This is a genomic window from Neptunicella marina (genome assembly GCF_014270035.1).
Lineage (GTDB): Bacteria > Pseudomonadota > Gammaproteobacteria > Enterobacterales > Alteromonadaceae > Neptunicella > Neptunicella marina.
This window is the reverse complement of record NZ_JACNEP010000001.1, coordinates 89088-113443: the sequence shown is the minus strand read 5'-3', so window position 1 is coordinate 113443 and position 24356 is coordinate 89088. Positions and strand designations below refer to the sequence as shown.

Below are 24356 nucleotides of genomic sequence, written 5' to 3'. Positions count from 1 at the left end.
CACTAATAATGTATGCCGCGTTTAAGTAAATTTTTAATAGTAGTCTCATCAACGGGTTTGCTAAAGAAAAATCCCTGAACATGGCTACAACCGAGTTTTTGTAAGCTGTTCAGTTGTTGTTGGGTCTCCACGCCTTCTGCAACCGTTTGTAGCCCCATTTTTTGAGCCAGCGACACACTGGCTTCAACAATCGCTTCATCACGGCTGTCGCTGGTGATGTCGCGAATAAATGCCCTGTCTATTTTAAGCGTATCTACCGGAAATAATTTAAGGTAAGACATAGATGAATAACCCGTGCCAAAATCATCTATGGCAGAACGTACCCCCATGGCGCGCAATGCGTTTAAGATGGTAGTGGTCTTTTTGGGGTTTTTCATCATCAGGTTCTCTGTTATTTCCAGCTCGAGCATATGCGCTGGCATTTGCAACTCCTGTAACGCACGTTGAACCCGGACCAGAAAGTCTTTTTCAGCAAATTGCACGGTTGAAACATTGACTGACATACGAACATGGTCGTATCCCATGCTACGAAATTGCTGATGAAGCGTACAGGCCTGACGCACCACCCATTCGCCCACGGGTACAATTAATCCGGACGATTCAAGTAGTTCAACAAAGTCTGCGGGTGATACCAGACCAAAGTGTGGATGTTGCCAGCGGATTAACGCTTCCACGCCAACGATTTGTTGGCTATGTAAATCTATTTGGGGTTGGTAATAAAGTAAAAATTCATCGTTATCCAATGCGCGTTGCAAGTCTGCTTCAAGTTTTAATATTTCATGGCTACGCGCATTCATATTGGTTTCATAAAAACAATAATGGCCTACACCGAGCGATTTTGTTTGATGTAGCGCGGTATCTGCACAGACAAGTAAATCTTCTATGTCTTTGCTGTCATTGGGATAAATGGCTATTCCAACCCGGAAAGTGATAAAAAATTCATGTTCAAGTGTGTTTAATGGTTGTTTGAATGCATCTTTTAAGCGTTTAACGACCTTGTGTGCTTCTTCTGGTTTGTTCAGATCACTCAGTAAAATGGTAAATTCGTCACCACTCTGGCGTGAAATAAGGTCACTGGGTTTAAGTTGAGCAGACAGTCTGTTGGCAATCTGAATCAGTAAATGATCCCCTTCAGCGTGGCCTAAACTGTCGTTAATGCGCCTGAAGTTGTCAATATTAAGGGAAAATACCGCGCCATATTTATTAAAGTGATTATTTTTATCCAGCATCATTTTAGCGTTACTTAATAAAAAGAAACGATTAGGTAAGCCGGTCAAAGCGTCGTGAGTACTGTGATGCTGAAGTTCATTTTCAAAATATTTACGTTCGCTTATATCTCGAGCGATTAACGAATAATACTGAATCTCGCCATTATTATTGGTATGAGACAACATTACAGCCGAAACGGGCAGGCTTTCTTTATTTGCGGTGATAATCTGGGTTTCACCTGTCCAGACACCAAACTCTTCCACAACCGATTGCATGCTGGCGACCATTGAATGGGCATTTGTCGGAGAAAATAAATCAACCAGATGATTAAGCCTGATTCCTTCATCGTCGGTTAGAATATGTTTGGCAGCTGCATTTATGTAATCAAATTCACATTGTGGAGACATGGTAACAACAATATCGGGTGAGGCCTCTAAAATAGAGGATAACCGCCTGGTCGACTCTTCCGACCGCAAGCGCGCGGTTATATCGCGGCTGGTACAAACAAAATGGTCTGGCTGGCCTTTACTGTTTTTCAATGGGGAAATCACCAGCTCTTCTGTGCTTTGACTTCCATCTTGGTCGGTGCGTTTTAGGTAGCCTTGATAGGTATATCCTTGCTGCAGCAATTTTTTTACATCACTGATATTGTCTTCGCTGTGTTTTTCATACCAGTTAAAAAAACACTGACCAATTAAGTTTGAATTGTGACTTTTGTTGTGGGCTTCAAATGCGTGGTTTACATATTCCACTACAAAATCTGCATCTGTGATAATGACACTATCAGTGGTTTGTTCGATGGCAGCAGTTAACTTTTGAACCATTTCTTCAGATAAACGGTGCTTTTGAGTCCGTTCGCGTTCCTGCAGTTCACGTTCTAACGAAGGCAGTAACCGTCTAAACTGGCCTTTAATAATAAAATCCTGAGCCCCATTCCTGATTGCGTCAACGGCGTGATCTTCACCCATGGAACCCGACACAAATATAAAAGGAATTTCGCGGGTACACTGGCGCACAATTTTTAACGCATCCAGACCCGAAAATGCGGGCATGGTGAAATCTGAGAAAATAATATCCCAGTCTTCATGTAATTTGGTTTTGAGTTGTTCCGGGGTGTCTACGCGCACCCAGTTCAGCGAATAGTCAAAGCGTTCAAGATAGTCGATTAAAATAATCGCATCATCTTCCATATCTTCAATAATCAGTGCTTTGATATGTTTATCGACTTTTTCCTGGCCGGACTTCATTCGTTTAACTCCTTGCAAAACGCGTATCAATCAGATGTTGCTCGCTTACCATCTTGGTAATCAGTGCTTCTGATAACATTGAATTCATGGCTTTTTAAGTTAGACACCTACCAACTAGTGTTACAATTTCAACAGTATAGGAAGCATTTGCGTGCTTTTCTTGTTTACTGGCATTTTTTTGATTGCATCCAGTTGTTATTTGTCAGACGACATATGATTATTCTGTGAAAGTGTAAAATAAAATGTGCTTCCCTGATTAATCTGGCTTTGTGCCCATATTTTCCCCCCATGTTTGCGAATTATACGGTGAACTGTCGCCAGCCCAATTCCGGTTCCGGGGTAGTCTTTGACGGTATGTAAACGCTGAAATGGCTGAAATAAACGCTCTGCGTAATCCATATCAAAACCGACACCATTGTCCCTGACAAAATAAACAGCAGTGTTATCTATGTAGTGGGATAGACCAAAAGCAATAACGGGTTGAGGCTGTTTGGCCGAAAACTTCCAGGCGTTTCCTAACAGATTATTTAGAACTATTCTGATAAGTGCCGGATCTGTCTGACATATCAGGTTTTCTTGCACCGACACCTGTTGTTTGCCTGGAAACTGCATTCGTAACTCATTAACAACGTCTGTCGCAGTCGACGATATGTTCACCTTTTGTCGATTTATAGTGGCACGTGATACTTTGGCCAAATCGATCAAAGACTCAACAAGCTCGGCCATGCGGCCGGCAGCTGAACGGATGCGTTTGAGTCTGTCTATCCCTTTATCATCCAGCCGGGACTGATATTGTTCGAGTAACGTCTGACTAAAACCATCCATAGCCCTTAGTGGTGCGCGTAAATCGTGTGATACTGAGTAACTAAAGGCCTCCAGCTCATTATTTGCAGCTTCAAGTTCTTGTGTATAGCTATGTAGTCGCTTATTTAGCTCTTTAATTTTTTGGTCTTTTTGTTTACGTATACTGATATTTTCGATAGTGCCATCGATGAATTTGATACCTTCACTATCTGTTTTAACCGCAGCACTGATACTGGCTGCAAAATATTGGTTATCCAAACCACATAATTCTACTTCCATGGCTGTTATTTTGTGTTCGTCGTGCAGAGCTTGTTCCAGACGGCGCCAGTCTGATGATGATTTAAACCGGTTAGCAAAGGGCTGTCCGAGTAATTGGGTATTATTGCCGGCAGCAAGGATCTGAATCACTGAGGGGTTAACTTCAGTAAAACTTGAATCAAAAAAACGACAGCGGAACACCCCAATGGGTAAGTTGTCCACCAACGAGTGAAAGCGTTTTTCCGCATCCAGCTTTTGTCTTTCGATTTTTTTTCGGTTGGTTACATCACGTAAAATACTAATGGTCAGTAACTCCTGTTCAACCTGAATCGGACTCAAGCTGATTTCAACAGGAATTTCTCTGCCATTTTTATGTACAGCAAATAACTCCAGTTGGCCGCCCATTTCTCTGACAACAGGTCGGGATGTGTAGCTTTTACGATGTTTGATATGCTGTTTACGTAATCGCAGTGGTAATAGATGTTCAACAGGCAGGTTGTTTAACTCTTCTTTGGAATACCCCAGCGTTTTTTGTGCATGGGAGCTACTTAAAATAATCCGGCCTTTTTGATTTACTATAATTATGGCGTCTGGTGCTGCGTCAAGTAATCCTCTGAACTTGGCTTCACTTCGACGTAAATTTAATTGAATACGACGGTTAGCCATATTTTTACTGGCAATAATAAGTGCAATTAAACTTAAAATAAGTGCGTATAAAATAAAACTAAACAAATTATTGTTAAGTTTTTCTGCAGTTAATCGTGACCAGGTTTTTTGAGGAAGAGCCGAAATTAGAATCCAGGTTTCGGCATGTTTGCCTAAGGGGGAAGATTCACCGTCAATTCTTTGGTAGGTGAAAGTATAGGCAGGTCCCTGAATTTGTCCGGTTGGCGGGCCAAATAACATCTTTTGCCAAACGGTAGGGTAGATAGTAGCGAAATTACTTACTGTGGTCTGGTTGTGTAAAAATCCCCACTCCATTAATTGATCGTCACTTAATAACCAATATCCATCATGATTAAGTAACCAGAATTCACTTTGACCGTTTACTGTCAGCTTACGTAACTTATCGAGTAAGGTGTGTGCCTGATAATTTAAAATTAATAAGCCCTGTAACTGGTTATTGTTGTTAAATATTGGTGTGGAAACTCTTATTACCGGTGAGTAGGGAATTTCAATTTCTTGCTGCTCAATATTTAATGTTAAATCAGAAACGTATATATCGTCATTATTCAACACCAATGTATCGGATACATAATGGCGATGACCTTTGTATTGTAATTGTTCATCCGCAACCACCACGGCAATATTATTATCATTATTGACTCTTATTGCTTCATTACCGTCTTTGTCTATAAAACGAATTTGATCATATATTTTTCTATGTGTACTAAATGTTAGCCAGTCCTGTTGCAGACTTTTTCGATTGGAGTGTGGATTATTAATATACTGGCGGAATAAAGGCTGGTTTTTTAAATATTGTAAATCACTAAGGACACCACTTAACTCGAGGTTAATACTTTTAGTTGCCAGTTTGACTGTGTGAGATTCATCAATAGAAATGATTTGTTTTAATGATTCAACTTCATTGCGATAAAAAATACTAATAGCTAACGCAAGGACAACCAGTGAGGGCAGGACTAACTGAACAAAACTACGCACAAACCCGCGTTGTATGCCCTGTACTCCCGATATACTCATGAAATTCAACTTCCTTTATTGAACAGCGTGCTGTTAAGTATAGGAAGGATTTTGCTGCTGTATAAAAAATTAAGCCATTAATTGTTAAAAAAATTAATGGCTTAGCTATGCAGTAAGGCGTTAAATACTGAAATCTTCCAGAGATTTACCTGCTTTTAAGGCTTTGGTAAATACAACAGGCATTCTTCCTATACCGGTCCATTCTGTTATTTGGCCATCATCACCTTTAATGCGATATTTTACCGGACGCTTTTTCTGAGGTTTTGCTGGTTTGCTGGTTTTACCATTTAATGCTTCAAAGTCTGATAAATCGAGACCCGCATCTTCAATTTGTTGACGTAACTCTTCGATTTTTTGTTTTTTCTGTTGCTGCAATTGTTGTAATTCAGCTTCTTTCTGTTGTCTTTTTTCTATAATGTTTTGTAGCTTTTCTGCTACCAGTTTTAACTCATCCAGAGGTAGTTCCTTCACTGCTCCTTGTAATTTTCTTCCGTGGGTTAATGTTGCTAAAAATTCACTCATTAATCGTAGTCCTGTAAAAGAAAGTTTTAAGCAGGACTCAATAATAGTTTATTTAAATTAAAAAAGAAAAATGTAATTAAAAATAAAAAGTTTATCCTTAAACTTTTTACTGTTCTTTTTACATGTTGGGATAATTGGGGCCACCTGCACCCTCAGGAACTATCCAGTTAATATTTTGTGACGGGTCTTTAATATCGCAGGTTTTACAATGAATACAGTTTTGTGCATTAATCTGTAATTGAGGTTGATTATTTTCTTCCACTATCTCATATACCCCGGCAGGACAATAACGCTGAGCTGGCTCATCGTATAAAGGTAAATTTTGAGACACTGGAATTAAATTGTCTTTTAAACGCAAATGACAGGGCTGATCTTCCTCGTGATTAGTATTGGAAATAAACACGGACGATAATTTATCGAAGCTTAGTTTGCCATCTGGCTTTGGATAATTAATTTTATTGCACTCACTGGCTTTTTTCAGCTGTTTATAATCCACTGAGTTGTCCGTTAAATGGAAAGGACTTTTACCACCAAACCAGTTTTGCTCAATGGTATTAAATGCTCCACCTAAAATACTTCCCCATTTATGCATGGCCGCACCAAAATTACGTGCCCGATACAAATCATCATATAACCAGCTCTGTTTGAAGGTGTCTTCGAACTCGGTTAAATCAGCAGACACTTTTTCATCTTTAATTGCATTGAAAATAGTTTCTGCCGCCAACATGCCGGATTTCATCGCGGTATGATTACCTTTAATCTTGGCAAAATTAAGTGTACCTGCATTGCAGCCAACTAACATTGCCCCTGGCATTGTGGTTTTAACCAGCGAGTTTAAACCGCCTTTAGCAATGGCTCTTGCGCCGTAACTTACACGCGTGCCGCCTTCAAGATACTGAGAAAATACGGGGTGGTGTTTTAATTGTTGAAATTCATCAAACGGACTTAAGTGTGGGTTGGCATAATTTAAATCAACAATTAATCCAACCAGTACCTGATTATTTTCCGCATGATATAAATAGCCACCACCATTGGCGTCAGTTAACGGCCAGCCACCAGTATGAATAACTAAACCGGGTTGATGTTTTTCTGCCGGAATGTCCCAGATTTCTTTAAAGCCGATACCATAGTGCTGAGGTTCGGCGTTTTTATCTAATTGGTATTTTTCGATTAACTGTTTACCTAAATGGCCACGGCAACCTTCTGCAAATATGGTGTATTTAGCTTTTAATTCCATGCCAGGCATAAAACTGTCTTTGGGCTGCCCGTTAGCATCAACGCCCATATCACCGGTTATTATTCCACCAACACTGCCATCTTCATTATATAAAACCTCGGCAGCCGCAAACCCCGGAAATATTTCAACCCCAAGTTGTTCAGCTTGCTCTGCTAACCAGCGACAAACGTTACCCATACTGACGATATAGTTACCTTTGTTATGCATTGACTTAGGTGTCGCGAAGTTTGGTAAGCGGGTTGCTGTGTGCTGATTTTTTAACAGATAAATTTGATCTTGCTGAACTTCTACGTTCAGAGGAGCTTGTTTTTTCTGCCAGTCAGGGAATAGTTCATTTAGGGCGCGGGGTTCAAATACGGCTCCGGATAAAATATGCGCGCCTACTTCAGAACCTTTTTCAACCACACATACCATTAGTTCCTGTTGCGCTTCCTGTGCTTGTTGCATCAGGCGACATGCAGCAGATAACCCGGCTGGACCAGCACCAACGATTACTACATCAAATTCCATTGATTCTCTTTCCATCGGGGTCTCCTCATTGTTTTTGTCAGATAAAGTGTAAAGATTTATTCCCTGAATAGTTAATTTCAGGTTAATTAATTCATTTGTGGATAGGGTAGTGTTGGTTGACGTTTACGTCAACAGGAAGTACATTGCTCCCAACATAAGCAACTGTCATACACTATAACTTAGTCATGACAATTTGATCGTTGAGGAATGTATGAAAATTCTGGTGCCGATTAAGCGTGTAATCGATTATAACGTGAAGGTTAGAGTTAAATCTGACAATACCGATGTGGATTTAACCAATACAAAAATGGCAATGAATCCCTTCTGTGAAATTGCGGTCGAAGAGGCCATTCGCTTGAAAGAGCAGGGAACCGCCACTGAGGTCGTGGTGGTGTCTATCGGTGATAAAGCGTGTCAGGAGCAATTAAGAACCGCTTTAGCATTAGGCGCTGATCGTGCTATTCAGGTTGAGACCGATGCAAAACTGGGTTCACTTCAGGTGGCGAAATTGTTGCAGCAGGTGATGCAAAAAGAGCAACCGGATTTGGTGATTTTAGGCAAACAATCCATTGATTCGGATAATAACCAAACGGGTCAAATGCTTGCCGCATTAAGCAAGTTACCACAGGGAACTTTTGCTTCTAAAGTGGACGTCGCTGATGGAAGCGTTGCCGTTACTCGTGAAATTGATGGTGGTTTGCAGACGGTTAAGCTGTCACTTCCTGCGATTGTGACCACAGATTTGCGTTTAAATGAACCTCGCTACGCTACCTTACCCAATATTATGAAAGCCAAGCGCAAACCGCTCGATATTATTGCTGCGGCCGACCTGGGCATCGCTCTGGAATCGAATGTGAAAACGCTTAAAGTAACGCCTCCTGCACAACGTAGTGCCGGTATCAAAGTTGCCGATGTAGCCGAACTGATCGATAAACTGAAAAACGAAGCAAAGGTGATTGCATGAGCGTACTGATTATTGCAGAGCATGATAACCAGCAACTAAAACCAGAAACCTTAAAGCTGGTTAACGCTGCGAATAAACTTGCTGAAAATATTCAGCTATTGGTTGTGGGACATGATTGCCAGGCTGTTGCAGAGCAAGCTGCCAAAATAAGCGGTGTACACAAGGTTATACTGGTTTCTGATGAAGTATATGCACACCAGTTACCTGAGAATACTGCTGATTTGATAGTTGATATGGTGACCGGAGATATTACTCATATTTTAGCTGCGGCAACGACAACAGGTAAAAATGTGTTGCCTCGTGTTGCAGCTTTGCTGGATGTTGAGCAAATTTCCGACATTATTGACGTTGTTGCAGAAGATACCTTTGTGCGTCCCATTTATGCCGGTAACGCGATTGCCACGGTGCAAACGACAGACAAAGTTAAAGTATTAACGGTACGAACGTCAGCTTTTGATGCTGCAGAAACCGACGGCGCTGCGAACATTGAGACGCTATCCAATGTAAAAGCGAATAATATCAGCGCGTTTGTCAGCGCTGAACTGACAGAATCTGAACGTCCTGAGTTAACCGCCGCGAATGTGGTTATTTCCGGTGGCCGAGGCATGCAAAACGGTGACAATTTTGCATTACTTGAAGGCATTGCTGATAAATTAGGTGCGGCGATTGGTGCATCTCGCGCAGCGGTTGATGCGGGGTTTGTGGCAAATGATATGCAAGTAGGTCAAACAGGTAAAATTGTGGCGCCAGACTTGTACATTGCTGTGGGGATTTCCGGTGCCATCCAGCATTTAGCCGGCATGAAAGACTCTAAAGTGATTGTTGCCATAAATAAAGATGAAGAAGCGCCGATTTTTCAGGTGGCTGATTATGGGCTGGTTGGGGATTTATTTGAGATCTTACCTCAGTTAGAACAGGCACTTTAAAACATAAACTCGCGTCCTTTAGAACAAAAAAACCACCTTTCAAGGTGGTTTTTTTATCGTTGTTAACCGGTTATATAAGTTTACTGGTTTTAGTTACTTTCGCGTTGCCAGCCATTATCTTCAAGTGACCAGTGTTTTATTGGCCAGTAATAAGGGTCCTCGCGTAAACGAAACTCCGCAATTCTGAAGTTGTTATTCATTTCAATAGTCTGTACACGAGTGTAATCACCCGCCTCTTTGTCCTGGGTAATATTCACAATGTCATCAATAGTTTGTACTTTTTTACCGTCTATCGCGTAAATGCAGCTACCGTTGGTAATGCCAGAGCTATGTACCGGACTACCAAAATAAAATACGCTAATTCGCAGGCAGCCTTCCACCGGACCTTCTGGCAGGTTGACTTTATCATCTACTTTATGAATAACAGCCCCTCCCCAGAACACCACATCATGAAAAGCGTTAAAATCTTTAAAACGTGCTTTTGCAGCAACCGTTTGTACCTTGCCATTACGTAAAATACTCAACGTGGCCTCAGGGTGATGTATGGCGTTATATATCTGGTTAATTGCGGAAACACTTTTATCATTCACTTTTAAAATAATATCACCCGGTAACAGGTTGCTGCCGCCTAACGATTCCACACTATAAACGCTGACCACACGGCTGGTATTGTTAACTTTTACCTGCTCAATTCCCAGCTCCAGCGCATCGGCGTAACTGGTGTAACTAAAGTTACTTTCGAGTATATACATACCATCTTTTTGTCGTTTGACTGCATGAACAAAGTCCATTACCAGTGAGGCAGGGATGATGTCATTCATGCTGGAATCGTCGTATTCAAAATGGGTATTTACAGCGACAACCTTTTGTTTTTCAGTCAGATACAAGCCAAAACTATCTGAAAGAGGTGAGTATTCAAAGCTATCGTGGTAGGCCTCGTTATAAATCACAATGGGCCAAAGTGCCGCTGCGTTTATTTGAAAATCCAGCATCGATGATTTACCGATAAAGTGATAGGGCTGGCCAGGCTGAGCCTGTGTATCATCCAGCACCGGCAGAATGTTCTCTTTAAATGTAACACCGGATAAGTCGGTTTTTATCATCGCCAGGTTTAAAAAGGGATGCACTGCAACAACCGTTGCTGGCAAACTAACCCCATTGTTAAAGGTGATATTGACCATTGCCAGCGAACTGTCAATTACGCTTTTATCGGTCAGAATCAACCCTGCTTTTCTATCTACTATGGCACCTTGTCCGCGGCGATTAACATCATTTTGGCTGTTAACCAGTACCGGGCGGAAAACATTGATGTCCACAATCGGAGAAGTAACCACCTTGTCGGAGTCAAAATGGTATTTACCATCGGCATTGGCTTTTTTATGCAGTGTTTTACATTGCCAGTGACGTTCACCGTTTATATTTTTACAACGCTGATTATCAAACCAGTCCGTGTAATCGGTTAATTGTTTATATTGTTGAACGGCAACATCAAATGGATAACGGTATCTAACGCTAAATTTGGCCCCAACAGCAATATTACTAAGCAGTTGTTCCACATCATCCAGATCATTCACTGCCTGATTATTAATTTCTTCAATCAGCGCAAAACGTTTGATGTTCTGGCTACCAAACAGAGGCCCCGCGTCGGCCAGAGTTACGCCTTTTACGGGAATATTAAACAGACGCGCTAAGTTGATGCCAACAGGAATGATACTGGCATTTCCATATTCGATAAACTCACTGGGCGTCAGAGCAAACAGGTCATTAACTTTAATTTCGCGTTGCATTTTATCGCCGTTACGATAAAAACTGACACTGATTGTTTTGTTAACATGACCATTTAACAGGGTTTCAAGTTCGAAAAAAGTTGAAACCGGCACCAAATTAATACTGAGTAAAATATCACCCGGCTCAAACACACCATCGGCAGGCCCCTGAGGCAACACATGCGATACAACTAACTTGCCGGTAGAACCTGGGGCGCGTTTCATTTGCTGGTTTACGGTATCTTCGTCCATTCCCAGCGTACGCAGACGATTAAACGGGGTATGCGAAAATTCAGTTTGCAATGTGCCGCGCGTTACCTTTCGCTGGTGTCTTAGTTTTTCTACAGTGGGAATAATCATCTGCATCGGCAGAAAAAAAGCCGTGTCGGCATCCCGACGGGCACCGGCATTAATTGCGATTGCCTGATTTTCACTGTTTAAAATGGGCGAACCAGATGAGCCACCGCTACTTCCCAGTGCCGCCTGATAATAAAAGGTATTAAAGTCGGTATTGGTATTGCGGTAATCCGGGGCGGGGCGGTCAATTCGTGATAATACCCCTTCAATAATGGATAAATCTTCCCCCCCGTCATTGCCATATAAACGAATAGGTGAACCCACGCTTGCTTCGCTGTTTAATTCAATAGCACTGATGATCAGCCCATCAAGTTCATCGGGATCGTATTTGAATACACCAAAATCATGTACCGGGTCGCGGTAGATTGGAATAAGTTCAATTTGTTTTTTATTGGAAAATTCGGCATATGCGACAACGGGACCGGTTTCGACAATATGTTTATTGCTTAAAATGAGTCCCTGCTCTGCATCAATAACAAAACCCGTCCCCAGGGTGGCGTTATTGTAGCTATCGTCCCAGGCCCGGACCTGATTAACGTGAATATTCACAACGGCATCTATTACTTTTGCTTCATTCGGCTGCGCAATACAAACGACTGAAAACATCGTTAAAGCAAACAGCTGTAATAATTTTGTGATAGGCATAGTGCGCAGGTTTTCCTTAAATATTGTTATTGGTGTAACGGAAATATCAGTGACATACGTTTGATACAGACCGATTAATCATCCATGTTATTTTTAATTTTTTTACGAAGTAGTGGTGCATCGCCGATATCTTTACCGGCTGTGGTATCAATACGTTTTTTGGGGCGAATAACCTGTTTGATTTTATGTTTTGCTGCATTTTTGCTGTTTGTGCTACTTGATGGACGTTTTTTAACCTGTTTAAAACCGCTAAATGTGGCCTCCAGTCCCTGTAGTTCGCTAAACGCAATTTGTTGATCCAAAAAAGAACGAATGGCAACAAAACTTTTCCAGTCTTTTGGTCCCACCAATGATACCGCAGCGCCTTTATTACCAGCACGACCCGTTCTGCCAATACGATGCACATATTCATCGGCCAGCTTAGGTAAATCAAAATTAATTACTAACGAGACATTCAGTAAATCGAGACCGCGTGATGCGACGTCGGTTGTGACCAGAATCTGATGCTGACCACGGGAAAAGGCATTCATAATATTATTACGCTGCGACTGAGTTAAATCACCGCTTAAAGCGATACTATCAAACTGCAACTCTTTCAGTAACGCCGATAACCGTTCACTGTCTTCCCGTGTTGCAGTGAAAATAATTGCCTGATTAAAATCCTGTTTATCTAACAGGGCTTTTAATAATTGTTCCTTGTGGGTGAGGTGATCAGCAAAATAAAACTGCTGAACGATATCTTTGTGTTCTTCGCCCGCGCTGCCAATACTAATGCGTTGTGGGGCTTTTAACATGGTTTTGGTCAGATAGTGTAACTCGGTATTGTCCATGGTGGCGGAAAACATCAGTGTTTGACGTTTACGATGATCTGCCATGGCATTAATAAATTTAAGTTGTTCAGCAAAACCCATATCAAGCATACGATCAGCTTCATCCAGAATCAGCAATTCCAGACCATTTAAAAACAGGGATTTATCCTGCAAATGGTCGGCAACACGACCAGCCGTGCCCACCACAAACTGAGGATTACGGCGCAGCGCCTTGACCTGATCATTAAAATTTTCACCGCCTAAAATCAGCACGGCATTGGTTGACATACCATCTAATAATGCCCTTAGCTGCAAAAATACTTGTTTAGCCAATTCGCGGGTTGGAGCCAAAATTAATACACGGGGATCTTTTTTGCTTAAAGAGCGGGTTTTAAGTACGCGTTGCAAAGCGGGGATTAGGTAAGCCAGTGTTTTACCAGAACCTGTTTTAGATGACGCAATTAAATCTTTGCCCAGCAAAGCATGTGGAATTGCCTGACTTTGAATATCGGTCGCGTTTTGAAATTGTTTGCGAGACAGAAAATGTAAGATGCGATGATCTAGCGGTAAATCGGTAAAAAGCAACGAATAACCCTCAGGATAAATTTTCGCGAGTATAGCAAATGCGGCGCAGAAATAAGCACTTTATTCGTTGTTGCCTGTGACTATTTTGTATCAGAAAATATAACCGGAATTACTCAATAAAAAAGGAAGCAACGGCTTCCTTTTTTACATCGTGGTTTATTTTAGCCCAATTCGGCTAAACACATTTCTTCATGGATTTGCTTACACCACTGTTTCACACGTGACTCTGTCAGTTCTGGCTGGCGATCTTCGTCAATACCTAACCCCACAAAATGGTTTGGGTCAGCTAAACCTTTGGACGCTTCAAAGTCGTAACTTTCGGTGGGCCAGTTTCCAACGATTATCGCACCACGGGCTTCAACGATGTCTCGGATCATGCCCATCGCATCGAGGAAGTATTCGGCGTAATCTTCCTGATCCCCACAACCAAAAATGGCAACCAATTTATCAGTGAAATCAATTTCTTCCAGTTCCGGAAAAAAATCATCCCAGTCGCACTGCGCTTCACCGTAATACCAGGTTGGAATGCCAAATAATAACAGATCAAACTCTGCAATCTGCTCTTTGGTACTTTTGGCGATATCTTTTACATCAATCAGGTTTTTGCCCAGTTCTTTCTGGATCATTTTGGCAACATGCTCTGTGTTACCTGTGTCACTACCAAAAAATAGTCCAACACTTGCCATATGCGTTTTAACCTTTCAACTAGTTTTTACGTTACAATTTTTTGTTGCTTTAGTTTGCCAGTACCAGCTTAATGATCCCTTTAACTAAAAAGCCGAATGCGCCAAACATCAGTACGCCAAAGGTAATGTAGCGGCCTATTTTTGGCACATCGTTCTTTTTCAGAACATCATGAATAGCCATACCCATTAAAGCAAACAATACTACTAAACACAGATCGAGAGAAATGGCATCAATCTGTTCATAATACTGACTTAACACGTTACAGACGCTCTTTGGACGATTAAAAATCGGCGCGGACTATAGCATAAAGCGTGGTCTAATGCACTTTATGACTGGATAAATTTGTCCACGATACGACTGAATTGTTGCGGTTTTTCGGCATGTAGCCAATGCCCGCAATCCTGCATTATTTGCGCTCGTGCATTTGGAAATAGTTTTTCAATCGCACTGCGATATTCTGCGCGAATATAATCAGAGTTTGCGCCTTTAATAAAGAGTACGTCACCGGTAAAAGGCTGATCTGCATCAATCTCAGCGCTAATTCTATCGTAGTCTCGCTGTAATAATGGCAGGTTAAAGCGCCAGGCAAATGTCCCATTGTCCGTATACAAACTTTTTAACAGAAACTGACGAACGCCTAATTCTTTGATATGCGTTTGCATCATCTGGTCAGCCTCGTTGCGGTTGTTAATGTGTTGAAGATTAACCGCATTTAATCCGGCAAATACCTTGGTATGGTGCGAACCGTATTTTACTGGGGCAATATCCGCAATAATTAACTTTTCTATTAAATCTGGCTGGGTAAGGGCAATATTCATTGCGACTTTGCCGCCCATTGAGTGTCCAAGAATTGTCGTACGTTGAATGCCAATGTGATCAAGCGTTTGCATTACTGCACTGGCATAGGTGTCATAACTAAAGTTTTCGGTACGAAAAGACTGACCATGATCCGGTAAATCTATTGAAATTATCTGATATTTATCCTGCAATTCACGGGCGATCATGCCGAGATTTTCAAGACTACCAAATAAGCCATGTATCAATACCAGTGACTGGCCGCTTCCTGTGATTTTATAGTTAAGGAAATTCAATTTTTATCCGTTATTTACAGAGTGCTTGACTTCATTGTGCATATTGGTAATGGTAATCAAATCAGCAAGTTGAATTATATAAACGCAGTTTACACCAATCTGTATGCAGGATCTCATATCCTGGATCAGATAAGAGAATAAAATGACACATCACCCGGAGAGGATAACTTGAGTATTCACCCTTTGGCCGGAAAGCCAGCCCCGCAGCAGCAATTAGTTAATGTACCTGCGTTAATTAGTCGGTATTACACTTTCAGGCCAGATGTGTCAGACGTGTCACAACAGGTGGCGTTTGGGACGTCCGGGCATCGGGGGAGTTCTTTAAACAGCAGTTTTACCGATACACATATCGCGGCTATATGTCAGGCACTGGTTGAATACCGTGAACAGCAAAACATTACCGGTCCTTTGTTTATCGGCAAAGATACTCACGCCTTGTCAGAAGCTGCTTTTAGTACCGCTGTGGAAGTATTAAGTGCCAATGACATTAAACTGGTTGTACAAACGGATAACGGTTATACCCCAACGCCGGTTATTTCACATCGCATTCTTCAACACAATGCCACTCAAAGTGATAAAGCCGATGGTATAGTGATTACGCCATCACATAATCCACCTGAAGACGGTGGTTTTAAATATAATGCGGTGCACGGTGGGCCAGCTGAAACCGACATTACCAGTGTTATTCAGCAGCGTGCTAATCAGATTATTGCCAATGGTAATAAGGAGGTAAAACGTCAGCCTTTTGCCGACGCATTGCAACAGGTCACACAAGAAGATTTTTCAGAGGCTTATATTGCAGACCTTGCTAATGTGGTCGATATGCAGGCAATCGCCAATGCTAAGCTGAAACTGGCTACCGATCCTCTCGGTGGTGCAGGTATGGCTTATTGGGCCAAAATCGCCGAAAAATACGGGTTAAATATTGAGGTGGTGAATGAAAAAGTCGATCCCACGTTTTCCTTTATGCGCCTGGATAAAGACGGAAAAATCCGCATGGATTGCTCATCTCCCTACGCGATGGCAGGTTTAATCGATTTAAAGGATGGCTATGATTTGGCCTTTGGCAATGATCCGGACTTTGATCGCCATGGTATTGTCGATCCGCACCTTGGTTTAATGAACCCCAATCATTATTTAGCGGTGGCGATTGATTATTTATACCGCCATCGCCCTAATTGGTCCGACAAACTGAAGATAGGCAAAACGCTGGTTTCCAGCAGCTTAATTGATCGGGTTGCTAACGGATTAAACCGTGAACTGGCCGAAATGCCTGTTGGGTTCAAATGGTTTGTGGATGGTATGTTAAACGGTACCATTGGCTTTGCTGGTGAAGAAAGTGCAGGGGGGATTTATTTGCGCCGTGACGGTAATTGCTGGGCCACAGATAAAGACGGCATCATTTTATGCCTGCTAGCTGCTGAAATTACTGCAGTAACAGGCATGACACCGGGGCAATATTACTTAAAACTGGTCGAACAATATGCCAAGCCAAGTTACAAACGTATCGATGTGGCGGCCAGCCTCGAGCAAAAACAGATCCTATCTCAGTTGAACAAACAAGACGTCAAAGCCACCGAACTTGCGGGTGAAAAGATTGAAGCGGTTATGACGCATGCACCGGGGAATAACGCTGCAATTGGAGGCGTGAAAGTGTGCGCACAAAATGGCTGGTTTGCTGCCAGACCGTCAGGTACCGAAAATGTTTACAAAATTTATGCAGAGAGTTTTCTGGGAGAAGATCATCTAAATCAATTGGTTAGTGAAGCGGAGCAACTCGTCAGTCAGGTGTTTGAGCACGCCGGAGTGTAAAAAAATCATTGCACTTTCTTTCAATAACGGGGCGGCATATGTCGTGAACGGGCAAGTAAATGCTTTTATTTGTAGAAAAAATCAGTAAAATCCCGGCCCTGAGAGAGTGAGGTCATGAAGTACTCGATGAATCTGGTTTATCAATCATTAGCTACAATCCCAAATCGCTACGCTTTTTTAGACCGCATAGAGAAATCCGTCAGCCAAAATCCTGACGTGTCTTTGCTGTTGATCGACGTTGTACGATTTTCAGATGTGAGTTCCAGCCTTGGTTACAGGGCAGGGGACTTTATCCTGTCTGAAATTGCCTCACGTATTCAGTTATTGCTTGGCGAAAATGTCATTCTGGGACGTGTTAGCGGTGATATTTTTGGCGCAGTGTTACCGGGACGATTTTCAGTTCAGCAGTTACAGGAACAGTATTACTATCTGGTACACCATTTTAAAACCCCAATTGCGTTCGATGACCATTCTTTTATTGCAGATTTCAATGTGGGGGCTGTAGCCAATAGTCCGGGCAACCACAACATTCACGAACTATTTTCGCGAGCAGAAGCTGCATTAAAGCAAGCCAAACAAAATAAATACGATAACTTCCATGCTATTGAATTGCAGGAACGGCTGGAAACCAGTCGTCGGTTAACCTTAAAGGCTGATTTAAAACGCGCTTTTGAGCAGAACGAGTTGGAGCTGTATTTTCAGCCGAAAATTGATTTACGTAATTTGCAAATTACCGGTGCTGAGTGTTTATTGCGCTGGCATCATCCGTTAGACGGTGTGATCTTTCCGGGTCCATTACTCGAAGCGGCAGAATCGTATAATATGATGAACGAAATGGGTTACTGGGTACTGGAAAATGCAGTGAAAAGCCTGCTGGAATTTCAGCAACGAGGTATCAATATTCGTTTATCAGTCAATATGTCACCTACTCAGTTATACGATTCGAAATTTGTCGAAAATCTTAACTTATTACTCGCGACTTATCAGGTGGATGCCAGCAATATCGAGCTCGAACTAACCGAAGATATTGCTTTATCAAATTCGCTAATGGTTCATAAGCAGCTTACCGAGCTGCGAAGTTTAGGGTTTCACATTGCTATTGATGATTTTGGTAAAGGATACTCCAATCTTGCCTATATGCGCGATTTAGAAATCGATACCATTAAAATCGATAAAACCTTTGTGATGAATCTGGATGATAACCCGGTCAATAAGGCCATTATTCAGGCAACCCGTTTAATTGCAGAATCCATGAACGCAGATATTGTGGCGGAAGGTATCGAAAGTCTGTCGCATTTGCATGAATTACGGGATATGGGCATTAAAACCGGACAAGGGTTTCTGTTTTCCAAAGCGGTATGTCTGGAAGATTTTGTTCAGCTGACCTACAGCGATATTATGGTCGGCGACTCTTTGTCTTTTCAACATCGAAGAGCCTAAAGCTTTAACAGTTTTTCATTTCTAAATTGGGTACAATAGACACATCTTTTTATTGTTATTAGTGTGTTATGCCCATCCAGCAATTAATAGAACAAGGCGCGTTTTTAAACTTAAGCCGGACTTCACCTGAATATTTTGAACAAGCTTCTCTTTTTTGGATTTCTGATCATACCGAAGTGACGATTTGGGCACCGGGTATTATTCAGTTTGAGCCCAAGTCTCCAACTAAAAGCATTGTATATTCCTGTGGCATTCACGGCAATGAAACTGCGCCGATTGAGATTTGTGATGCGATGGTCAGAGATATTCTGACAAGCAAACTTCGTGTGCAACATCGCGTCCTGTTTTTATTTGGCAACCTGCCTGCAATGGATATTGCGGAACGATTTGTTGAGGAAAATATGAATCGTTTGTTTAGCGGTGCACACGCGCAAGGTGGGGTAGATAATGCTGAGCGACAACGGGCAAAGTTGTTGGAAGAGCTGGTCGAACAGTTTTTTACTAAAAATAATTTACCGCGCTTTCATTACGATTTACATACCGCCATTCGCGCATCTAAAAATGAAAAATTTGCGGTTTATCCTTATTTGCATGGCAAAAAATGGAACCGATCACAAATCGAATTTTTACAGGCATGTGGCGTAAATACCTTTTTATTATCCGGCTCGCCTACAACTACGTTTAGTTATTTTTCATCACATCAGTTTGGCGCGCATGCCTTTACCGTTGAACTGGGTAAAGTTAAACCCTTTGGCCAAAATGACATGAGCCGCTTTGCGGCTGCCGATCGTTGTTTGCGTCGTTTGATATGTGAAATTACCCCAAATTTCGCCAGTGACGTTGATGAGACAGCTCTTTTATACAAAATCAATCAGGTGATAAATAAAACCCATCCGGACTTTAAATTGCACTTTTCGGATGATATTCCTAACTTTACCGACTTTGCTAAAGGAACCGTGCTGGCCAGTGAATCCGGCAATGAATATTGCACTGAACAAGATGGTGAGGCGATTGTCTTTCCCAACGCCGATGTTGCGTTGGGTCAACGCGCGTTATTAACCGTGATTCCGGTCGACCCGGTTCAACTGGACATGGAATAGTGGTCATGGAATTTAGATTACACCCGCAACTGGAACGAGACAGTTTACCGATTACAACCCTGCCACTTAGCGAGGTTCGTTTAATTAATGACAGCCAGTACCCCTGGGTTATTCTGGTACCGCGAGTGCCGGATATTAGCGAGTGCATCGATTTATCCGCAGAGCTGCAACAGATGCTATTTTGGGAATCCTCTTACATTTGTCAGATGTTGCGAACTGTGTTTAAACCTGACAAGTTGAATGTGGCGGCGATTGGCAACATGGTACCGCAATTACATCTTCATCATATTGCACGATATAAACAGGATGCAGGCTGGCCTAAACCCGTATGGGGGCAATTGCCAATGCAGGCTTATTCCTCAGATGAAGCCAGACAGTGCATTTATAAAATAGAGCAGTACTTTCAACATAATAACTTTGACCAGTACAAGGAAAACAGATGATTATTGCAACAACCAATACGCTTCAGGGAAAAAACATTGTTGAATATAAAGGCGTTGTCGTCGGAGAGGCGGTGATGGGCGCTAATATGTTCCGCGACATTTTTGCCTCTATCAGTGACATTGTTGGTGGCCGTTCTGGTGCCTATGAAAATGTGTTCACCCGCGCGCGTAAAATTGCGTTTCAGGAACTGGAAAATGAAGCCATGAGTATAGGTGCAAATGCGGTGATTGGTGTGGATATAGATTATGAAGTAGTAGGTAAGCATGGCAGTATGTTAATGGTGAGCATTAATGGTACTGCCGTACGCTATGAATAATTCATAAATGGGTGATATTTCTGGTAACACCGCTGTTACCAGTCATCATCTTTTCTATCTTCCTCGTCCCACTTTTTGTTGTTGGATTCATAATCCTTAAGGCTTGGCATTTTAGTTTTTGCGGTACTTTTTAACCACAATAAGTTACCGACGATAACGCCAAATATTAAAACAACAACAAGAATGATAACGGTTGTGCTCACAAGTTTATCCTCTTTTCTGGTTAAGATGCGAGAAGCTCAACCAATACCTGATAATAAATATCGGCTAACTGATATAACTCTTTTATTGCAACTTGTTCGTTAATTTTGTGAATAGTGGCATTTTGCGGACCCAGTTCCACTACCTGAGCCCCGGTTGGTGCAATAAAGCGTCCGTCCGACGTGCCGCCAGCGGTGGATAATTCGGTATCCAGTCCGGTTACATATTTAATGGCATGGCAGGTTGCATCAACCAGACTGCCTTTATCGGTTAAAAATGGCAGGCCATTGAAGGTCCACTTAATGTCGTAATCAAGCTGATGATGATCCAGAACCTTTGTCACACGCTCAATGAGTTGTTCCGCAGTGGTTTCCGTGGAGTAACGGAAGTTAAAGCACACATCCATATGACCGGGGATAACGTTTCCTGCACCCGTACCAGCATGAATATTAGATATTTGAAAGCTGGTTGGCGGGAAATAATCGTTACCCTTGTCCCATTCTGTTGAAGCCAGCTCATCTAATGCTTTTGCTGCAATATGAACCGGATTTCTGGCGAGGTGGGGATAAGCAACGTGGCCCTGTATGCCCTTAACCACTAAATCACCTGTTAACGAACCGCGTCGCCCGTTTTTAATCACGTCACCCAGCTGATGCGTGCTGGAAGGTTCGCCCACTATACACATATCAATCTTTTCATTGCGTGCTTCCAGTGTATCGATAACCCGTGTTGTACCGTTAATAAAGGGACCTTCTTCGTCGCTGGTAATTAAAAATGCGATAGATCCTTTATGGTCAGGATAATCCAGTACAAATTGTTCAGTGGCAACTAACATGGCCGCCAGGCTGCCTTTCATATCGGCAGCACCGCGTCCATATAAAATGCCATTTTTTTCGGTGGCTTCAAAAGGGGGCGTATCCCACTTTTCTGCAGGACCAGATGGCACAACATCAGTATGTCCCGCAAAACAGAAAACCGGTTTTTGCTGACCTCTGCGTGCCCACATATTGGTGGTGTCATTAAACACCATTGTTTCGATATTAAATCCAGCCGCTGTCAGAATATTGGCCATCATTGGTTGGCATCCCGCATCTTCCGGAGTGACCGAAGGACGGTTAATCAGATCTTTGGTGATTTGCAGTACATCTGTTTTCATGCAAACAAATCCTGATATTGTTCGGGTTTAAAACCTAACTGGTAAGTGCCTTTGCTGAGCAAAAGCGGGCGTTTTATCATGGCGGGATACTCAAGCATAAGTTCAATAGCTTTAGACTGGTTCATATCCGATTTTTGTTGGTCTGATAACTGGCGGTATGTGGTTCCACGTGTGTTCAGCAAGGCTTGCCAGTCAACGTTGTTACATACATCCTGTAGCCAGCTTTTATCAATACCATCTGCGCGATAATCATGAAATGTATATTCGATATTTTGTTGTTCCAGCCATTTACGTGCTTTTTTTATGGTGTCGCAGTTTTTGATTCCGTACATTGTTGTCATGATACATCTCGTTGTTATAGGTAAAAATTATACAGTCACAGTAAACAGGGGATCCTGGCCGGCCATCACTGTGTGGTAGTGCGGCAAAATATCAGTCAATTTATGGCTGTTCAATATGGTTATGGCACATATTATATCTGAGCTGTGTTGTTTTAACTGATGCAGATTAAACTCAAATAACCGCTCACCGCGCTTGATGTTAGTTTGTTTTTTTAATTGAGTGTTAAGACCTTCACCGTGCTGGAAAGGTTGATTAATCCCAATCTGGATCTGCATCATCAGGCCATTTGTTGCACGTATCTGCACACAACGTTGCACTAAGGACAGATTGCTTAATTCGCCATTAAAAGGTGCGATCAGAACCGAGCCACTAAGTTTTAGTCCGACGCCAAAGCCAAGAAATTGCATGCCATACAAAGGGTGATCCAGTTGCTCAATATTGAACACAGTGCCGCTTAAGGGACTGAGTACAATGGATTTGTTGTTAGCCAATACACAACCAGTAAAATAAGTCAGTTATTATGGCTGGCATGTTATCTCAGATTAATATTAACGTGAAATACGCAGCTGTGATTAATTTGTCGTTTATCCACTAAAGCTGTGGATAAAGTTGTTGAGTACTCATGTATTGTTTTATAAGGCGTTGAAAAATATAAATATAATGGCTTGTTTTTATTTTGTTCAGCACAAAAATCGAGCTGATTGAAGTCTGATCAAAATGCATAAAAAGCCTTCAGTGTGGGTTAAATATCAACATTGTGGTTAAGAAGTGTGCTGGTTAAAGTTTAACTGTTAATAACTTTGGGTAAAATGACGTTTTAATGGTACTTATGCACAATGTATAGTGTGATTCTGTCGCAGAATGAGTTGATTACTGGGCCATTTAAACGGGTGACAACGGATTTGAGGAAGATAATTTGTCTGTTTTAGATATATATGCAGGTCCTGCTGCATTAAAACGTATCAGGGAAGAAGGTTTCCACCCGGATTTGTTTGATTTTATGCTAGGGGCGTCAGGTGGTCCCAAATGGTTTGTTTTAAGTGGTATAGATCGCATTATGGTGAGCGACTTTTTTGCAGGTCGTTCGACACCTCTGGATGTTGTGGGTTCATCTGCCGGCTCTTTCCGTTTTTCCTGTTATACCCAACAGAATCCTCAGCAGGCAATCGATAACCTGGCTTACCATTATTCACATACGGTATATTCTGATAAACCTACCACTCATGAAATTAGTCAAAAAGCCTGGCAGTTACTTGAGGAGGTGTTGGGGGACGATGGCGCAAGGCAAATTGCGCATAATAAGTTGATTCGTGCACATTTTATCGTAGCCAGATGTTTAGGTTTAACCGAAAGTGAAAACAAGGCTAAACAATTAACCGGATTACTGGCCAGTGCGGCAGCCAATAAGTTAAGTCGTAAATTACTTAAGCACTTTTACCACAGAGTGATTTTTTCTGCATCCGGACACGCTTTAGAATTTAAAGACCCTTATAAAATACCAACTGAACAGCAGTGGATAACAGAGCAAAACTGTCAGCAGGCATTGGTGGCATCGGGCGCGATCCCGCTTATCCTTAAAGGCGTTCAAGACATTACCGGCGCTAATCCCGGCATGTACCGTGACGGAGGCATTATTGATTACCACTTTGACTTACAGCTTATTTCTAATCAAAACGGGTTAGTGTTGTATCCGCATTTTTTTAAGTATCCCGCACCGGGTTGGTTTGATAAAAGCAGTAAACGAAAAGTACATGCATCCAGTTACGACAATGTTGTGATGCTGGTGCCTTCGGATAACTTTATTCAGCAATTGCCTTATAACAAAATCCCTGACCGTAAGGATTTTGAAACCATGACCGCGGACATTCGCATTCCCTACTGGCAGGAGGTGATAAAACGTTCGGAACAGTTGGGAGAGGCGTTGTGCCAAATGAAATTGCAGCGTGATATTAGTGCCATGGTAAAACCGATTGGCTTTTGCTGAATTCGGTTGACAAACAAATTACAGACAGTAGCTTGTAACCTACAGAAAAATAATAATTTTATTTGGTTACGGTGCAGTCATAATTAGTCTGTCTATTCAGACCCAAAGCCGGTCTGACAGTGGATAAAATTATCCTGATACCGCACAATGTCAGTAATCGAGGCGAGATAATGATGGGATACACATTTGACGCGCGTTAATACCTATTCGCATCCTTGCGTAATGTTAGTTATGTTGATGCTT

21 protein-coding genes are annotated in these 24356 nt (G+C 42.0%); 8 read left to right on the top strand and 13 right to left on the bottom strand.

What is annotated here, in order from left to right:
- Window positions 1-2: 2 nt before the first annotated feature.
- From H8B19_RS00530 to H8B19_RS00515, 4 genes are all read right to left on the bottom strand, one after another.
- On the bottom strand, window positions 3-2456 hold the full coding sequence (locus H8B19_RS00530) for an EAL domain-containing protein (protein ID WP_186504828.1): 2454 nt from the start codon (window positions 2454-2456) through the stop codon (window positions 3-5).
- 195 nt (window positions 2457-2651) lie between these two features.
- Window positions 2652-5219, bottom strand: a complete 2568-nt coding sequence (locus H8B19_RS00525) for a sensor histidine kinase (RefSeq protein ID WP_186504827.1) — start codon at window positions 5217-5219, stop codon at window positions 2652-2654.
- A gap of 120 nt (window positions 5220-5339) precedes the next feature.
- Window positions 5340-5741 (bottom strand): H-NS histone family protein, encoded by a 402-nt coding sequence (locus tag H8B19_RS00520; RefSeq protein ID WP_186504826.1) that lies wholly within the window; start codon window positions 5739-5741, stop codon window positions 5340-5342.
- Window positions 5742-5859: 118 nt separating this feature from the next.
- Entirely contained in the window at window positions 5860-7503 is a 1644-nt protein-coding gene (locus H8B19_RS00515) for an electron transfer flavoprotein-ubiquinone oxidoreductase (protein ID WP_186504825.1), read from the bottom strand.
- 196 nt (window positions 7504-7699) lie between these two features.
- Here H8B19_RS00515 and H8B19_RS00510 point away from each other — a divergent pair, with 196 nt between their 5' ends.
- Both H8B19_RS00510 and H8B19_RS00505 read left to right on the top strand, forming a co-directional pair.
- Window positions 7700-8452, top strand: a complete 753-nt coding sequence (locus H8B19_RS00510; protein WP_186504824.1) for an electron transfer flavoprotein subunit beta/FixA family protein — start codon at window positions 7700-7702, stop codon at window positions 8450-8452.
- The gene (locus H8B19_RS00505) at window positions 8449-9378 is read left to right on the top strand and encodes an electron transfer flavoprotein subunit alpha/FixB family protein (protein ID WP_186504823.1); all 930 of its coding nucleotides are present in this window, start codon (window positions 8449-8451) and stop codon (window positions 9376-9378) included. Before H8B19_RS00510 ends, H8B19_RS00505 begins: the two co-directional genes overlap by 4 nt.
- 89 nt (window positions 9379-9467) lie before the next feature.
- Here H8B19_RS00505 and H8B19_RS00500 read toward each other — a convergent pair whose 3' ends face one another.
- The 5 genes from H8B19_RS00500 to H8B19_RS00480 all read right to left on the bottom strand — a co-directional run bounded on the left by H8B19_RS00500 (window position 9468) and on the right by H8B19_RS00480 (window position 15318).
- On the bottom strand, window positions 9468-12146 hold the full coding sequence (locus tag H8B19_RS00500; protein ID WP_186504822.1) for a trypsin-like peptidase domain-containing protein: 2679 nt from the start codon (window positions 12144-12146) through the stop codon (window positions 9468-9470).
- A gap of 74 nt (window positions 12147-12220) precedes the next feature.
- Complete coding sequence (locus H8B19_RS00495; protein ID WP_186504821.1) at window positions 12221-13540, bottom strand: DEAD/DEAH box helicase; 1320 nt, start codon at window positions 13538-13540, stop codon at window positions 12221-12223.
- A 161-nt stretch (window positions 13541-13701) separates the two neighbouring features.
- Window positions 13702-14226: a flavodoxin FldA gene (gene fldA / locus H8B19_RS00490; protein ID WP_186504820.1), complete on the bottom strand. Its 525-nt coding sequence runs from the start codon at window positions 14224-14226 to the stop codon at window positions 13702-13704.
- 49 nt (window positions 14227-14275) lie between these two features.
- Window positions 14276-14485, bottom strand: coding sequence for a DUF2788 domain-containing protein (locus tag H8B19_RS00485; RefSeq protein WP_186504819.1), 210 nt, complete (start codon window positions 14483-14485; stop codon window positions 14276-14278).
- A gap of 68 nt (window positions 14486-14553) precedes the next feature.
- Window positions 14554-15318 (bottom strand): alpha/beta fold hydrolase, encoded by a 765-nt coding sequence (locus H8B19_RS00480; protein WP_186504818.1) that lies wholly within the window; start codon window positions 15316-15318, stop codon window positions 14554-14556.
- Window positions 15319-15486: 168 nt separating this feature from the next.
- Between H8B19_RS00480 and pgm the strand changes: the two genes are divergently transcribed.
- From pgm to H8B19_RS00455, 5 genes are all read left to right on the top strand, one after another.
- A complete protein-coding gene (gene pgm / locus H8B19_RS00475) occupies window positions 15487-17130 on the top strand; it encodes a phosphoglucomutase (alpha-D-glucose-1,6-bisphosphate-dependent) (protein ID WP_186504817.1) in 1644 nt (547 codons plus the stop codon).
- Between the two features lie 126 nt (window positions 17131-17256).
- On the top strand, window positions 17257-18570 hold the full coding sequence (locus tag H8B19_RS00470) for a putative bifunctional diguanylate cyclase/phosphodiesterase (RefSeq protein ID WP_186505170.1): 1314 nt from the start codon (window positions 17257-17259) through the stop codon (window positions 18568-18570).
- Window positions 18571-18644: 74 nt separating this feature from the next.
- Window positions 18645-19670, top strand: a complete 1026-nt coding sequence (gene astE / locus H8B19_RS00465) for a succinylglutamate desuccinylase (protein ID WP_422121139.1) — start codon at window positions 18645-18647, stop codon at window positions 19668-19670.
- A gap of 5 nt (window positions 19671-19675) precedes the next feature.
- Window positions 19676-20113, top strand: coding sequence for an HIT domain-containing protein (locus H8B19_RS00460; protein ID WP_186504815.1), 438 nt, complete (start codon window positions 19676-19678; stop codon window positions 20111-20113).
- Window positions 20110-20430, top strand: a complete 321-nt coding sequence (locus H8B19_RS00455; protein ID WP_186504814.1) for a heavy metal-binding domain-containing protein — start codon at window positions 20110-20112, stop codon at window positions 20428-20430. The genes H8B19_RS00460 and H8B19_RS00455 overlap by 4 nt, the downstream gene beginning before the upstream one ends.
- 35 nt (window positions 20431-20465) lie before the next feature.
- On the opposite strand, the gene H8B19_RS18915 is transcribed toward H8B19_RS00455, so the two are convergent.
- Genes H8B19_RS18915 through H8B19_RS00435 form a run of 4 tightly spaced genes read right to left on the bottom strand, consistent with a single transcriptional unit; the run spans window position 20466 to window position 22620 of the window.
- Window positions 20466-20633, bottom strand: coding sequence for a DUF2897 family protein (locus H8B19_RS18915; protein WP_186504813.1), 168 nt, complete (start codon window positions 20631-20633; stop codon window positions 20466-20468).
- A 20-nt stretch (window positions 20634-20653) separates the two neighbouring features.
- Window positions 20654-21787 (bottom strand): succinyl-diaminopimelate desuccinylase, encoded by a 1134-nt coding sequence (dapE, locus tag H8B19_RS00445; protein WP_186504812.1) that lies wholly within the window; start codon window positions 21785-21787, stop codon window positions 20654-20656.
- Window positions 21784-22128: an ArsC family reductase gene (locus H8B19_RS00440; RefSeq protein WP_186504811.1), complete on the bottom strand. Its 345-nt coding sequence runs from the start codon at window positions 22126-22128 to the stop codon at window positions 21784-21786. The genes dapE and H8B19_RS00440 overlap by 4 nt, the downstream gene beginning before the upstream one ends.
- Window positions 22129-22155: 27 nt before the next feature.
- On the bottom strand, window positions 22156-22620 hold the full coding sequence (locus H8B19_RS00435) for a PTS sugar transporter subunit IIA (RefSeq protein WP_186504810.1): 465 nt from the start codon (window positions 22618-22620) through the stop codon (window positions 22156-22158).
- Window positions 22621-23045: 425 nt separating this feature from the next.
- Here H8B19_RS00435 and H8B19_RS00430 point away from each other — a divergent pair, with 425 nt between their 5' ends.
- Complete coding sequence (locus tag H8B19_RS00430) at window positions 23046-24113, top strand: patatin-like phospholipase family protein (RefSeq protein WP_186504809.1); 1068 nt, start codon at window positions 23046-23048, stop codon at window positions 24111-24113.
- Window positions 24114-24356: the final 243 nt, after the last annotated feature.

What these genes read in the sequence shown, in the direction of transcription:
- H8B19_RS00505 (WP_186504823.1), top strand. Translation starts at nt 8,449, where the DNA reads ATGAGCGTACTGATTATTGCAGAGCATGATAACCAGCAACTAAAACCA.
- H8B19_RS00520 (WP_186504826.1), bottom strand. Translation starts at nt 5,741, where the DNA reads ATGAGTGAATTTTTAGCAACATTAACCCACGGAAGAAAATTACAAGGA.
- H8B19_RS00515 (WP_186504825.1), bottom strand. Translation starts at nt 7,503, where the DNA reads ATGGAAAGAGAATCAATGGAATTTGATGTAGTAATCGTTGGTGCTGGT.
- H8B19_RS00470 (WP_186505170.1), top strand. Translation starts at nt 17,257, where the DNA reads ATGAATCTGGTTTATCAATCATTAGCTACAATCCCAAATCGCTACGCT.
- fldA (WP_186504820.1), bottom strand. Translation starts at nt 14,226, where the DNA reads ATGGCAAGTGTTGGACTATTTTTTGGTAGTGACACAGGTAACACAGAG.
- H8B19_RS00440 (WP_186504811.1), bottom strand. Translation starts at nt 22,128, where the DNA reads ATGACAACAATGTACGGAATCAAAAACTGCGACACCATAAAAAAAGCA.
- H8B19_RS00460 (WP_186504815.1), top strand. Translation starts at nt 19,676, where the DNA reads ATGGAATTTAGATTACACCCGCAACTGGAACGAGACAGTTTACCGATT.
- H8B19_RS00530 (WP_186504828.1), bottom strand. Translation starts at nt 2,456, where the DNA reads ATGAAGTCCGGCCAGGAAAAAGTCGATAAACATATCAAAGCACTGATT.
- H8B19_RS00455 (WP_186504814.1), top strand. Translation starts at nt 20,110, where the DNA reads ATGATTATTGCAACAACCAATACGCTTCAGGGAAAAAACATTGTTGAA.
- H8B19_RS00525 (WP_186504827.1), bottom strand. Translation starts at nt 5,219, where the DNA reads ATGAGTATATCGGGAGTACAGGGCATACAACGCGGGTTTGTGCGTAGT.
- dapE (WP_186504812.1), bottom strand. Translation starts at nt 21,787, where the DNA reads ATGAAAACAGATGTACTGCAAATCACCAAAGATCTGATTAACCGTCCT.
- H8B19_RS00500 (WP_186504822.1), bottom strand. Translation starts at nt 12,146, where the DNA reads ATGCCTATCACAAAATTATTACAGCTGTTTGCTTTAACGATGTTTTCA.
- H8B19_RS00510 (WP_186504824.1), top strand. Translation starts at nt 7,700, where the DNA reads ATGAAAATTCTGGTGCCGATTAAGCGTGTAATCGATTATAACGTGAAG.